General features: G+C 41.6%; 13 protein-coding genes. 8 read left to right on the top strand and 5 right to left on the bottom strand.

The features are described from left to right. Window positions 1–58 precede the first annotated feature (58 nt). From A3775_RS19885 to A3775_RS19855, 8 genes are all read left to right on the top strand, one after another. A complete protein-coding gene (locus A3775_RS19885; protein ID WP_066426427.1) occupies window positions 59–1,234 on the top strand; it encodes an aminotransferase class V-fold PLP-dependent enzyme in 1,176 nt (391 codons plus the stop codon). 43 nt (window positions 1,235–1,277) lie between these two features. Next, window positions 1,278–2,366, top strand: coding sequence for a glycosyl transferase (locus tag A3775_RS19880; protein WP_066426425.1), 1,089 nt, complete (start codon window positions 1,278–1,280; stop codon window positions 2,364–2,366). Window positions 2,367–2,440: 74 nt separating this feature from the next. Beyond that, complete coding sequence (locus A3775_RS19875) at window positions 2,441–2,854, top strand: secondary thiamine-phosphate synthase enzyme YjbQ (protein ID WP_066378430.1); 414 nt, start codon at window positions 2,441–2,443, stop codon at window positions 2,852–2,854. Window positions 2,855–3,033: 179 nt separating this feature from the next. Continuing rightward, window positions 3,034–3,783, top strand: a complete 750-nt coding sequence (locus A3775_RS19870) for a hypothetical protein (RefSeq protein ID WP_066378437.1) — start codon at window positions 3,034–3,036, stop codon at window positions 3,781–3,783. Beyond that, entirely contained in the window at window positions 3,783–4,574 is a 792-nt protein-coding gene (locus A3775_RS19865) for a Nif3-like dinuclear metal center hexameric protein (RefSeq protein ID WP_066378439.1), read from the top strand. The genes A3775_RS19870 and A3775_RS19865 overlap by 1 nt, the downstream gene beginning before the upstream one ends. Window positions 4,575–4,772: 198 nt before the next feature. Next, window positions 4,773–4,988, top strand: a complete 216-nt coding sequence (locus A3775_RS19860; RefSeq protein ID WP_066378441.1) for a hypothetical protein — start codon at window positions 4,773–4,775, stop codon at window positions 4,986–4,988. Between the two features lie 172 nt (window positions 4,989–5,160). Next, entirely contained in the window at window positions 5,161–5,316 is a 156-nt protein-coding gene (locus tag A3775_RS24775; RefSeq protein ID WP_198161129.1) for a hypothetical protein, read from the top strand. A 207-nt stretch (window positions 5,317–5,523) separates the two neighbouring features. Further along, window positions 5,524–5,835: a DUF6679 family protein gene (locus A3775_RS19855; RefSeq protein ID WP_066378443.1), complete on the top strand. Its 312-nt coding sequence runs from the start codon at window positions 5,524–5,526 to the stop codon at window positions 5,833–5,835. Between the two features lie 213 nt (window positions 5,836–6,048). Here A3775_RS19855 and A3775_RS19850 read toward each other — a convergent pair whose 3' ends face one another. From A3775_RS19850 to A3775_RS19830, 5 genes are all read right to left on the bottom strand, one after another. Beyond that, on the bottom strand, window positions 6,049–7,704 hold the full coding sequence (locus A3775_RS19850; RefSeq protein ID WP_066378445.1) for an MBL fold metallo-hydrolase: 1,656 nt from the start codon (window positions 7,702–7,704) through the stop codon (window positions 6,049–6,051). A 1,037-nt stretch (window positions 7,705–8,741) separates the two neighbouring features. Continuing rightward, the gene (locus A3775_RS19845; RefSeq protein ID WP_066426423.1) at window positions 8,742–9,413 is read right to left on the bottom strand and encodes a PEP-CTERM sorting domain-containing protein; all 672 of its coding nucleotides are present in this window, start codon (window positions 9,411–9,413) and stop codon (window positions 8,742–8,744) included. A 606-nt stretch (window positions 9,414–10,019) separates the two neighbouring features. Then, on the bottom strand, window positions 10,020–10,298 hold the full coding sequence (locus A3775_RS19840; protein WP_066378662.1) for a hypothetical protein: 279 nt from the start codon (window positions 10,296–10,298) through the stop codon (window positions 10,020–10,022). 10 nt (window positions 10,299–10,308) lie between these two features. Further along, window positions 10,309–10,770 (bottom strand): VOC family protein, encoded by a 462-nt coding sequence (locus A3775_RS19835; protein ID WP_066378450.1) that lies wholly within the window; start codon window positions 10,768–10,770, stop codon window positions 10,309–10,311. Between the two features lie 163 nt (window positions 10,771–10,933). Next, window positions 10,934–12,622, bottom strand: a complete 1,689-nt coding sequence (locus tag A3775_RS19830; protein WP_066378462.1) for a DUF3352 domain-containing protein — start codon at window positions 12,620–12,622, stop codon at window positions 10,934–10,936. Window positions 12,623–13,036 lie beyond the last annotated feature (414 nt).

The following is a 13,036-nucleotide window of genomic DNA, read 5'->3' as shown; positions in this document are numbered from 1 at the left end:
AATAGTCTCAGAGAATGGGAAACTAAGAAAATGGACTATTTTGAATTTTAAATTGTTTATGACTACTATTTCCACTGCACAGGCTAGGTTGCATCAGCATCGAGAACAATTTCCAGCTTTAGGGAATAAGACTTATTTTAACTATGGTGGACAGGGGGCAATGCCAAAAGCCGCAATGGACACCATTACCCAAACAATAGCGCATATTCAGCAAATCGGCCCTTTTGGCAGTGAGGCAGGGCGTTGGTTAACCGCGCAAATGCAAACTGTGAGAGAAGCGATCGCCTCTGAGTTGAATGTCACACCTGATACAATTGCTTTTACTGATAATGTCACTGTGGGTTGTAATATCGCCTTGTGGGGGATATCCTGGCAAGCAGGCGACCATCTTTTACTGTCTGACTGCGAACACCCTGGTGTAATTGCGGCTACCCAAGAAATTAGCCGTAGGTTTGGCGTGGAAGTGACTACCTGTCCCCTGCAAGCTACGTTAAATGAGGGCGACCCGGTAGCAGTAATTACAGAACATTTACGTCCAAATACTCGCTTAGTGGTACTGAGTCACGTTTTTTGGAACACTGGACAAGTGCTACCTCTAGATAAAATTGTGGAGGTATGCAGAAACAATCACACTTTCTTACTCATAGATGCGGCCCAATCTGTAGGTGCTTTACCTTTGAACTTAACAGAATTGGGCGTAGATTTCTATGCTTTCACAGGACATAAGTGGTTATGCGGGCCTGAAGGTGTAGGGGGTTTGTATGTGCGTCCAGAGATTCAGGAAAGTTTACAACCGACTTTTATCGGTTTGTACGGAATTATTACCAATAGCCAAGCCCAACCAGTGAGTTGGAAACCGGATGCAAGAAGGTATGAAGTATCTACCCCAGCTTACCCATTGTACTTTGGTTTGAGGGAGGCGATCGCCACCCATCAACAATGGGGAACACCCCAGGAACGTTACGCCCAAATTCGCCAGAACAGTGAATATCTCTGGCGCAGGTTAGCCACATTACCCCATGTTAAATGTCTCCGCACCGCACCCCCAGAAAGCGGTATTGTCTCTTTTCAACTAACTCACCAGCAACCTTTAAAGTTAGTGCAGTTTTTAGATTCCCAAAACATCTTAACCCGTACCATTGCTGATCCAAACTGCATTCGCGCCACCGTTCACTACTTAACTTTAGAGTCAGAAATTGACAAGTTGGTGGCAGCAATAGAAAAATTTCAATAGTCAATAGTCATTAGTTATTAGTCATTAGTTATTAGTACCCAAGATGAACCGCCCCATTTTATACATAGCTATCACAAACCACGGATTTGGTCATGCTGCCCGCACCGCATCAGTAGCGGCAACAATTCAAAAGTTATGTCCAGAAGTGCTGTTAATTATGGTGACTACCGCGCCCAGGTGGTTACTAGAATGTTATATTGATGGTGATTTTATCCATCGTCCCCGCGCTTTTGATTTAGGTGTAGTACAAGCGGATAGCTTGAAGATGGATAAAGAAGCGACTTTGACAAAGTTGCGAGATATCAAAAAACAGCAAAATTCCTTAATAGCTTCCGAAGTTAATTTTATTCGCCAAAATCGCGTGCAGTTGATATTAGCGGATGTGCCATTTCTTGCGCCTGTATTTGCGAAAGCAGCAGGTATACCTTGTTGGATGATGAGTAATTTTGGCTGGGATTTAGTCTACCGGGATTGGGGCGGCGAATTTGTGCCGATTGCTGATTGGATTAGCGAATGTTATCGAGAAAGCGATCGCTGGTTTCGTCTACCTTTCCACGAACCTTTACAAGCCTTCCCCCATATAATAGATGTAGGCTTAACTGGTGGCACTCCCCGTTACAGTGCCGATGAAATCCGTTCAATTTGGGGAATCACCGCACCACAAGACAAAACAATCTTACTCACCTTTGGCGGTTTAGGATTACAACAAATACCCTACGAAAAACTCCGCCATTTCCCCGACTGGCAATTTATAGTTTTTGATCAGACTGCCCCAGACCTAGCCAATTTTATCAAAATTCATGACCGTAAATACCGCCCTGTAGATTTCATGCCTGTCTGTAGCAGAGTCATATCTAAACCTGGTTACGGAACATTTGCCGAAGCCACCCTACTAGATATCCCAGTTGTCACCATTACCCGTGATGATTTTGCCGAAGCAGCATTTCTAGTAGAAGGGCTAAAGAATTACAATACTCATCAAATCTTGACACCACAGGAATTGTTTAACGGTAATTGGGAATTTCTCCATCAACCAATGCAACCAGCAAAGCAAACACAACCAATTGCCAAAGATGGAAATCAAGCGATCGCACAAACCATCATCAATTATCTCCACACTCAAAAAACCTAACAAAAAAACTCCGCGTACCTCTGCGCTTACCTCAGCGTACCTCTGCGTTTTAAAACTCTTACCCCTTACCAAACATGACTCACCACCAAAAACTGCTCAGAATCACAACAAACGGTAAAACCTTTCACAACATCACCTCAAAAATCGAGACAATAGTTGCCGAATCAGGAATAGAAACAGGACTTTGTACATTATTTTTACGCCACACTTCCGCCAGTTTAGTCATTCAAGAAAACGCCGATCCTGATGTACTGGTTGACTTAGCCAACTTCATGGCGAAACTTGTACCCGAATCAGGGCAATACATTCATGATGCTGAAGGTGCGGACGATATGCCAGCACATATACGGACAGCACTGACTCACACCTCTGAACATATTCCCATAAATTGCGGTCATTTAGTGCTGGGAACTTGGCAAGGAATTTATATTTGGGAACATCGGCAGCGTAGTCATACCAGAGAATTAGTTGTCCATATTTCCGGCTAGATTTGTCAACAAAATCTCAAATAACTGCTGGAGGTTTACAAATTTAGAGTAAACCTTTAGCTTGTTGTGCTTGTCATTTTTCAGCGCAAATAGTTAAGTTTGTTTATTTTAGATTAAAAAATGTCAAACTTAGAGATACAATTAAATTTATTTGCAGCTTTTAGGCTATTTCAATAAAAATGAAGCAAAACATTGTACCCAATAATGCTTTCCAGTTTATTGATGAAATTTTGAATCAACACTCTGTTAATCTATTAACTCTTAATCCCCATAAAAAAATCATGACCAGCTTTGAAGAAATGGGGGAAATCATACCAGAAATTGTTACAGATAAGCAAGTAATTAATGCTCTGCAAAATACATTAGAAAATATAGTTATTTCCCAAGTAATAAATTTCCCAGAAAATATCTTCTGGGATTTTGATTTTATGGTAATTAGTATGCTGAATCAGGCGTTAGAAGCTGAAGAGGGGGCGGTAGATTTTATAGAAATTTTTGGCAAAAAAATGGTAATACTTTCCGAGTTATTTGGTATTAATAATGCAATTAGATTTCGCTATGTCCATGATTTTATTTATGGTTTTGATTGGGCGAGGTGGGTACAAAAAGAGCCACAAAATCGCGGCAACATCCAGCCTTTTAGTTTAATGTTTTTAGATTATCTACTGCTGAAAGGGCAGGAACTGATACAACGCATTCATCTTGGGCAGTCCCAGTATTATAAGTTGTGTGATAACGGTTTTCGCAATCCTTTTGCATTCTCCCGCGAACCAGAAGATGAATATCGTTTATTAACTTATTTAGCGCAAGCCGAACTGATTCCTGTGGCTGCTTGGGATTGGAACGCTTACCCCAGTTGGAACAAACCTTTTCAGGAAATGCGTGAGCAATTAGCATTAGAGTTGAACATTCAACCGCAAAAACATTAATGAAAATTGCTGATTTAATTAGTTGGTTTGAAGCGTGGGCAAATCCAAGCTGGTGCGAAAGTTGGGATAATTGTGGCTGGCAGATAGAGCCGGGTGTGTTACAAGAGTCGGCGAGAGTGTTGGTATGTTTAACCCCAACTTTGGCGGTAATGGAAGAAGCGATCGCCTGTCATGCTAATCTCATCTTTGCCCATCATCCGTTAATTTTTAGTCCTCCCAAGTCTCTCTGCACTGGTGAACCAATTGCGGAAATGGCGCGGTTAGCCTTTACCCACAATATTGGGGTATACTCCGCCCATACGAATTTTGATCAAGTTGCAGACGGTACGGCAGACGTTTTAGCGCAAATTTTAGCACTTAAGGATGTGACTCCCATCGTACCCACTCAAGCCGGTTTAGGTTATGGCAGGGTAGGGTTATTAGAACCATCCTTGACTTTAGAGGAATTACTGACAGTGATTCACAACCGCCTGGCACCTCCAAAGTTAATCTTTTCCCCTAGTGCGGACTTACAGCAGACAATATCCAGAGTCGCGGTGTTAGGTGGTTCGGGAGCGAGTTTTATTTCGGCGGTAGCGAAAACAGGCGCGCAAGCTTATCTGACTTCTGACTGTAAATTCCACCAATTTCAAGAAAGCCGCGATCGCAATATAATTTTAATTGATGCTGGACACTATGCCACTGAACGCCCGGCCTGTAAATGCTTAGTACAAAAATTTCAGTCTTTACACTTAGATTGGGTGCAACTCAGCCGCAAAGATGAAGACTTCCGTCAGTTTTTTCCAGGATAAGCCAGCCTAAACCCCGGCAGCAACTCAGGAAAAATACGAATATTCGGTCTTTCCCAATCCCCAATTGTCAGTAAATGTGATCAGGATCACAAAAATTTGTCATTAAAATCACCAATACTGGCTGTTCCATATCAATTAGTAAGAATGGAAAATATTCCAAACTGGAGGTAATCAACCGCTTACTTTACCCCAACTACGATGATTCGCGCACTCATTGAATCTGCCTTCCAAACTGGATATCTTAGTGTTGAATCTGAGGGTTTACTCCATCAAGTGCTGGCTAATAAGTGCTATCAGCCTGAAGATTTGGCAGCTTTGGCAGATTTATATGAAGCTGTGCAGGCAGGTAAAATTAAACGAGAAGGATCTTCGCCAGTGGTTCTAGAGTCTCTCACCTCCTACAAAACTTGCTAATACTGCCCCATTCTGGCATTGATATCGTTAAACTGACTCAGCAAACCATCCTCATCTCAAAACTATTCGGGCTTTATTGTTGAAAACCGTGATGGTCAGCAAAAGAATGAGTTAAGATCAAATACATAGGGGTAACAGTCAAGCCGAAGCCCCAGGCTTCTCAGCAATGCCAATGATTACAAGTAGGCAAATTAAACAACCGCAATCGTCGCTTGATTTGGAGTATTTATTATTACATAATGGTAGGAATGACTTACCAGCAAATATTCATCTGGTGAGTAAAACTGCCGAATGGTTGAACTTCTATGAAGGAGTAGACATTCGCTAAATCACCCTAAAAGAGATAGAATCTTGGTGCAGTAACCACCACTGTATGACCCAAAATTTTCCTAGATGTATTAAACATACGATTAAGTGTTTGGGTCATTGATTCTGAACCGTGAAGCTGACCTCCTAGGGGTGTCATCTGATTGGGGTAAAACCCAAATTTTCAAAAGTTTAACTACGACGTTGTTTAAAAAGGCAGAAGCAGTACATGCTACACCGCAAGATTTATCAACTGTGTTGCGATGGGCGGGAGGTATGTGTTTTCTTGCGGGACCAGCAACGCTGGATAGAACGCGCCCGCATCATCGACATAGAGGGAGATTTAGTTACCCTGCGCTATGAAACAGATGAAGAAGACGAAATTTGTTCTTGGGAGGAGATGGTTCGTCTTGAAAGCATCGGTGCTGTGACTCAAAAATTAGCTTCAGTGCCACGCGGTAATATAGAGCCACTCCTAACTGAAGACTGTCCAGAAGCCGAACGTATCCGCAACCACTATCCTGAATCTAATCCTGAATAAACGCCATCGGGGCTAGAGGCTAGAGGTGTTGAGGCGAGAAGCTTGTCAACAGCTAGTAATCTTGACTCAGCACTCATCACTCCTGTTGTTTATTCATCGATTTATCAATCCTGAGTAAATTATCTTACTCAGGATTGATAATTTGTGAGGACTGGGGACTGGGGGATGAGGAAGCAGGGGAGAGAAGAAAAACTAATGACTAATGACTAATAACTAATGACTATTACCTGCTGGCCGTTCAAAAGCCGGACAATAACCTTCTAAGGTAACTCTAAAGTTATATAATGGTGAAGCCGGATTCCAACACCGTTGTCCTCTTTGGTGTCGGCAGGTACCGCAGCAATCGATATCAGGGGTAATATAGCGATCGCTATTTTGATTGAGCAGTTCTCGTTGGGTTAATCCTCTCAAGACTAATTCTTCCCCTTGCCAACGGGCTTCAATTAAACCGGTATCGGCAAACTGTCGCCAACGGGGATCGGCGGTAATCGCTTCGGGAAGGCTAATGTTAATCACCGTGCCTAATTCTGTCAGTTCACCTTCATAGTTTGTCTCTGGGGCGGCTGGTTGTAAAAATGTCTCGCCAATGGGCAATTCTACCAGCGTCCCTGGTAATGGTGAATGAACGTGGTAGCGGTTTTGTAACTCCTCTAAACTGGTTAAGTCTGCCAAGTAACTAGAGGAACCATGCACAAACACAACATGTTGCGGACGCAAGTTGTGAATTAACTGGGTAGTACCAGGGCCATCACTATGTTGTGCTAGGAGATAGGTTTCGATGGTTGTAGGTGTGGCATATTGTTTGTTAATATTGACATCAATTTTTTCTGGTAATAAAATTAGCCATGGCCCGGTTTCCGGTTGGCAGTATTGGTTAAAATCTGCTGTGATATCTGTGAGGACAATACAGGGAGATTTGCCCACAGTGGCGTGATGTTCTGGCAGCAACCGCCGCATCCGGGGACGGACTCGTTCATCCCAAAACAAGGGCTGATGGCGGGCAAAGTTTTGTACTGATGGGGGTAAATGCGGTAATAATTCCAGGTAAGCATCGCATCCTATAGCCACAGCACCATCAACCCAGATATCTAAGTCTCTGCCGGTGAAATGGTGATGAGAACGCAGCAGCATTAAGAGTTCTTGCCCTAAACCTAAAGCGGGTGTGGGAATTAGCACAGAACAACCATCTGCGATCGCCCGATTAATTCGTTCGGCTAGTTGGTTTTCTTGGTTGCGGCGGTGGGGGTGACGGGATGTACCATAAGTGCCTTCAATAATCAACACATTCAAATCCATTCCCCGCAGTTCTTCTAACCGCAAACCTTCTACTAACCGGGAATTTGATAAGAAAAAGTCTCCTGTGTATAGCAGCTTATACAGACGTTGCTCTGTGGTATAAGTGAGGAGAATGGCTACTGCCCCTGGTAAATGCCCAGCCGGAAAGATTTCCACAACTAGCCCATCATGTAGTTCGATAGGCGATCGCAATGGTAATGCGTGACAAAACTGGGGAATTGTTTGAGCTTCTTGATCTAGCCAATTCAAAGGTAGCAATTTACAGGTGACTTCACTGGCATAGATGGGTAAATTCGGGAAAGCTTGATGCAGAGAGAGTAACCCTCTAGCATGGTCTGGGTGGGCATGAGAGACTAAGACTAAATCTGCTGGTAACTCTGTGGATGTGGTGACACTCTTTTTTAAAGATGAAATGTCCGCCATCCCACAGTCTAACAGGATGCGATGTGGCCCCATCCGCACCAATAAACACACACCCTCATCGTGATGTTGAACACTATAGGGAAAACATTCTAGTTCAGTTGCTGTTTCCTGTGTATCAACACGAGAGTGTTCTGACAACTTATCTCTCATGCTTCCTTCCCCTCCAACCTCATTGTCATTGACATATCCCAAACGCCCCGTTTTATGCGGATTTGGGTTTTATAGCCTAGGGGTAAATTGCGTAGTGCCTCCCTAAAGCCTATGAATTTGGATTGTAGATTGGAGAGGACACCTCTTGCTAACCCGCACTGGTTATCAGAACCTCAGTCACGAGAAACTGTTGATTAACCCTCAAACCAAGGGACAAGGGAACTTGCCTTTTATTGTTGTGTGATCAATGAGCAGAGCCATTACCGTGGTAGTTGTCTGAATCATAAAATCCGTTTTTCGTCCCAAAAAACAGGCACGAAATCGTAAATATAACAGTTAAACCCACTAAAATAAGCTTTACTTCCATTGGATTATAACCCTCTGATAAATACTTTTTTATATTAATAGCTTGATTCACGCCTCTAGCGGAATCCCCAGAAAATCTTTACTATGGTCAGGTTGATTGGGGAATAGGTAGATTTACTCTATTTAGTTTAGATTGTAAAACTTTTCGGCTCTCCTGTCCATCGATGTAATAAGCCGTTACAAAGCATGAATTACCGTGGGGGTAGGCAGAAAAAGAAAGAGACCAACTTGTAACCACACCCACAACTATGAATATTTGTGACTGAGTTTTTATAAAAATAAGTTTAAATTATCCTTATGTCAGGATACAAAAGATTTATTTACTTATCAACACTTATGAGGCCACACTCTAACCAAGCTATTTGAGAAGATGTTGGAACAGTATTGCTATTAACATCAAAGTCTTGGAAACCTCACCAGCCTCTTTTCTACAAGAAGATGGTGAAATATGTAAAGACGTTTCATGAAACGTCTCTACATTTCTAAAGTTGAGAATGGAAGAAGGGTTTTTAGTATACTTTGAGAATTACCAAACTTCTTCTAATTCCTAGCCTGTTGAGCAGAAAATTACAAAAGTTGGGTTTGAGTTTTGGGTTGAGTGGACTCTCACCGAAACACAAAATATAATTTATACTTGTGATTTGATGTTAAGTTAGCTCAAGGGTTGGAGTTTATACTTTCTCAAGTTGCTTTTCTTTTTTGGAATAGCGAGTTTTAAGAAATCCTCCAAAGCCTACACCTAGGGCTAAACCTGTCATTGTCAGAGGTTCAGGTACAGCAGTTGCAGATATACCAAAAGTGCCACTACTGCCACTTTGTTCTCCACTCATCACGGCGGTGGCAAAAGTTGTGCCGTTAAAATCAAATCTCCCAGTAACCTGGTCTAGAGTTACTACAACAGTATCATTTCCTAATACTGTTCTAGTCAGGCTACCAGGGTCTAGGTGAAAAGCCAGTATGCCATTTATTCCGTCTAAAGTAACATTACCAAAATTAGCGAAGTTATCAATAGCTCCAAAGTTATAGACAGCAGAACTGGGTGCTGTGTTACTAACATTTGCAAGGTCAGCGATGGTCAAAGCGATGTTTTGCAAAGTGGCTGTCGTGTTTCGCAAATTAAAAAAGCTAGCGTTAGAGTTGTTACTAACTGTACCTGAAGCATTCGTCCATGTAATGGCAGTATTTGCAGGAGTTTGGTTGTTAGGACCTAAGTTAGCATCGCCACGAATGCTTATGTTCCCGTATAGCTGAATGGCCAAAGCAGCAGAAGGGGCAAAGGATACAACTGTGGCTGTTGCGGCTGCCATAGTTGCCCCAAGAAATAAAGATTGAAACTTGTTCATAAGATTCCAGTTTGTGGTTACGAGATTGGCGATCGCTGGTATCAACTAACAATACATTCTCACTTCGATATCAGTCATGTAAATTACATGATGTTTGCTGAAAATTCTTAATAGATACCAGTATATTTACGTGCCAGTATCACATAATCATCTTTAATTAGCAATCATATTTTTTATAGTTTATTTAGGAATAAATATATATTATTTTTCTCTATTTTCAGAGGAAAATATGGGTAAAATTTTTGTTAATCAAATCTCTAATTTAATCAATAAAAATACAGTAATTTTATAACTAAAATTGCATTTATCTGATATGTAATCACGAAAATAAAACTGATTTTCTTGATTTAAATAATATGATTCGGCTGTTATAAGTTTCTTTATGAAGCTGCAATATCACCCCAGCGAATGCCCCGACTGCCTAGAGGGGACTACAGGGGGTTCTAATCAAGCCCGTCTTGATAGAGAATCGGGATGAGAGTCTGTAGTGAGAATTGCTAAACAAAGATACCCGACGTTTGAAAGCAGTCGGGTATGTTGGGGATAACAAATAATCTGGGACTGTTATCAGTATGTAGAGAAAAATAATTTTTTTTGTTAAAATCTTCAAGCCTGTGGTGTAATGAGACTAGCCCTATGGGTGGCACTATCCCAAACTATCCAATTACAAGAATTATCTACCTCAGAGGGATTTTTCGTCACCTTAAAATAAAGCTTATTTCCACCCTTGACTTCAATAGCGAAGTCAGCGTTTTGAGCATAGACAACTATAAACCCTCGATCTCGCAGACAATACATAGCCCAGGCTTTTAATGATTGTTTATGTGGTTCGTGGGGAATGGCTGGCTTTGTGATTACGTCTTCAATAACTTGAAATATCTGCATTGACATACTATTATTGTGGGTCGCAACGAATTTCAATCATAAAGCCATCAGGGTCATAAAAATACACACCCCTACCAGTAGGACGACTGACTGGGCCATGAGCTATCTGAATTTGATTGTCTCGCAAAACTGCCACAGCTTGCTCAAATAATTCTGGGTCAATGTCAAACGCTAGATGATATGCTCTGGTAAAACTCTGTTCTGGGTTGGGATGGGGTGGGGTTAAATCCGGTGTCCCAAATAAATCTAAAATCGTACCATCGGGAGTGATGAAATTAGCAACTTTCCCCGATGCTACCAGTTCTACCAATGTTGTAGGGATTTCATCCCCAGTCAGTTCATGCAAACCCAGGATATTGCCATAGAAATGTCGAGATGCTTGCATATCTTGAACATTGAGGGCAATATGATGCACTTTACGCAAATTACCAGGTGCAAGGCAGCTGTTGACGGCGTTGGAACTAGATAACATGGCGGTTTAGAGAATCACCGGAGTTGGGTTTGTAGTTAGGACTGAAGTCCTGATTTTGAGAGAGGACTAAAGTCCTCACTACAAACAATGAAAGTTTTGGTGGGAATACGGTCAGTATTTCACCTATGAGTACAATTATATCAGTATTTCCGTGTACAGGATACTATTTGGCGGTGCTGGGTTTAAGAGCTAATAACATCTCCAATTGACTGGTAGATTTATCGGGACTGGTAGCGGTAACACCCAAACCACGAATAGAACTGAGAATAGCATTAGCTTCTGGGGGTATGGATTGAGTTGGTGCGGCAAAACGATTAACTAAGGACATGGTTTTGTCCATATCTAGGTAGAAGTAACCACCATTGGGTTTTTGCAAGGAAGCAGTGATGGCTTTAAAGGTATCGCTGTTTTCCAAAGATTGATTTTTGTTATTTGCCAGTGCTTCTGCTACGGGGCCGCCAACAGCTAAAAATACAGTATCTTGATCTAACCAACCGTGGGCGAATAAAGCACCTTGTTGCGGTATTTGCCATTCTGTGATATTTTTACCACCAATATTTCTGGTGGTGACATTAATTGTTTGGGCTTTGGCGAGATTATCTAATTTAGTTAAGGTAGCTTCGGCGGTTTTGCGATCGCTCGTATCAAAAACCATTGCACCCCCAAAACCTATACTAGCTAGTATACCTTGATTCGAGGGGATAGCGGCAAAGGCAAATTCCCCATTCATCCAACCAAAAACTTCTTTATCTAGGTCGATATTGACTAATTGGAGTTGTCCCCTGGCTTGTTCTAAAACTTGATTAAATTCGGGATATTCTTGAGATTGTGCTACCAGTGTTGACCAACTTTGACTGATTCCTTGGCCACTAATTAAAGCAAAAGTATCGCTGGGAAATTGCCCGACTATTTTAGAGGGAGAATTTTGATATTCAAACTTGTTGAGTTGGGGATCTAAGTTAGCGATCGCCTTTAATCTTAACCCAGCGTCATCCACACCCACAGCCGCTACCACTGATTTTACCTGTTGTAGCTGTTTTAAGGTTTGCGGTGTCAAGCTAGACTGGGGATTGGCAGCCACAAGTTGCTGGATCATACCCGGATAATCTGGGATGTAAACTTGAGCCAAGGAATTCTTCACATCTACATTTTTAGCCAAAATGGTATTCGCACCTGCTTTATTAGCCAAGGAAGGTTGACCTTTAAAAGCATCAATTGATTGTTCAACTGCTGGTTTTTCAGGAGAAAATACAATATAGCTATTATTTAAAACCGCCGTGTAGGTTGCCTTACCATTTTCTGACGCGGTTTCGGTAATTTTTTCGCCTTTATAATCAGTTTCTTTAGTTTTTACCCCTTTTTGTGCCTTTAATTTATTGGCAAAGTTTAAAGCACTCAGTTTATCTTTAATCCCCAATACCATTAAGACTTGTGGTTCTTGCTGTCGCTTAATTGGTGTTGGTGTTGCCGACGATTCTGTATTCAATTGGTTGGTTTTAGTGGGGTTTGGCGGTAACACAGCCATCATTACCCCACCCACCCAAGGTTTAATATCTTTTTCGTAAGTAATGTTACTATCACTCAACAAATCTTGATTCAAACTTTCAAAACCTTGAGCCAGTAACTTTTGTGCTTCTGGTGTACCGAATTGCTGCAACTTCGCCCAGGCTTGGGGGTCTGTAGTAATATAGGTAGCCATGTATGCAGAAGCAGGTACAAATTTAGCACTACTTAAAGCACCTGAACCATCACCAGAGGGGCCTTTGAGATATATATAAGCTGCTACACTTCCTGCGACAACTACAGCAGCACCAACCGCAGGAATTAAAAACTTGGATTTAGTTTCGGGCATTGTTATGATCCTCTTTTCCTCAAATTGTGACTGAGGTTAACAAAAACGTCATTGTAGAGTTTATGGAATTATTTCGTGATATGTACTGATTTTTCCGAATTAACTGGTAGAAATATGCAATTTCTGCCCTATTACTAGACAAAGACACCAAAAAATACTACAAAATCCTGACCAGTAAATCCGCAACCGAAATAGTCAAAATCAAAAAAAATAGCTTGGTGGAAACCAACAAGCTATCCTAAGCTATGGAAATAGTTTCCAGCTTTGATAGTTCATGAATAGCAACATGAGGTGCAGAGTATCCTGATTTGTCAGAGAAAATTGATACTCGACGCATTTGAGCATCAGTGTCTGTTTTCGCTGGCAGAGTTGACTGCACAGGACAAATAAGCGATATATTTTGGAAAATATATA

The sequence above is a fragment of the Anabaena sp. 4-3 genome (genome assembly GCF_001597745.1).
Classification (GTDB): domain Bacteria; phylum Cyanobacteriota; class Cyanobacteriia; order Cyanobacteriales; family Nostocaceae; genus Trichormus.
The sequence above is the reverse complement of the archived record's forward strand: the minus strand, read 5'-3'. Positions and strand labels throughout refer to the sequence as shown.

Coding starts and splice junctions, on each gene's coding strand:
- A3775_RS19885 (WP_066426427.1), top strand. CDS start 59: ATGACTACTATTTCCACTGCACAGGCTAGGTTGCATCAGCATCGAGAA.
- A3775_RS19880 (WP_066426425.1), top strand. CDS start 1,278: ATGAACCGCCCCATTTTATACATAGCTATCACAAACCACGGATTTGGT.
- A3775_RS19875 (WP_066378430.1), top strand. CDS start 2,441: ATGACTCACCACCAAAAACTGCTCAGAATCACAACAAACGGTAAAACC.
- A3775_RS19870 (WP_066378437.1), top strand. CDS start 3,034: ATGAAGCAAAACATTGTACCCAATAATGCTTTCCAGTTTATTGATGAA.
- A3775_RS19865 (WP_066378439.1), top strand. CDS start 3,783: ATGAAAATTGCTGATTTAATTAGTTGGTTTGAAGCGTGGGCAAATCCA.
- A3775_RS19860 (WP_066378441.1), top strand. CDS start 4,773: ATGATTCGCGCACTCATTGAATCTGCCTTCCAAACTGGATATCTTAGT.
- A3775_RS24775 (WP_198161129.1), top strand. CDS start 5,161: ATGATTACAAGTAGGCAAATTAAACAACCGCAATCGTCGCTTGATTTG.
- A3775_RS19855 (WP_066378443.1), top strand. CDS start 5,524: ATGCTACACCGCAAGATTTATCAACTGTGTTGCGATGGGCGGGAGGTA.
- A3775_RS19850 (WP_066378445.1), bottom strand. CDS start 7,704: ATGAGAGATAAGTTGTCAGAACACTCTCGTGTTGATACACAGGAAACA.
- A3775_RS19845 (WP_066426423.1), bottom strand. CDS start 9,413: ATGAACAAGTTTCAATCTTTATTTCTTGGGGCAACTATGGCAGCCGCA.
- A3775_RS19840 (WP_066378662.1), bottom strand. CDS start 10,298: ATGCAGATATTTCAAGTTATTGAAGACGTAATCACAAAGCCAGCCATT.
- A3775_RS19835 (WP_066378450.1), bottom strand. CDS start 10,770: ATGTTATCTAGTTCCAACGCCGTCAACAGCTGCCTTGCACCTGGTAAT.
- A3775_RS19830 (WP_066378462.1), bottom strand. CDS start 12,622: ATGCCCGAAACTAAATCCAAGTTTTTAATTCCTGCGGTTGGTGCTGCT.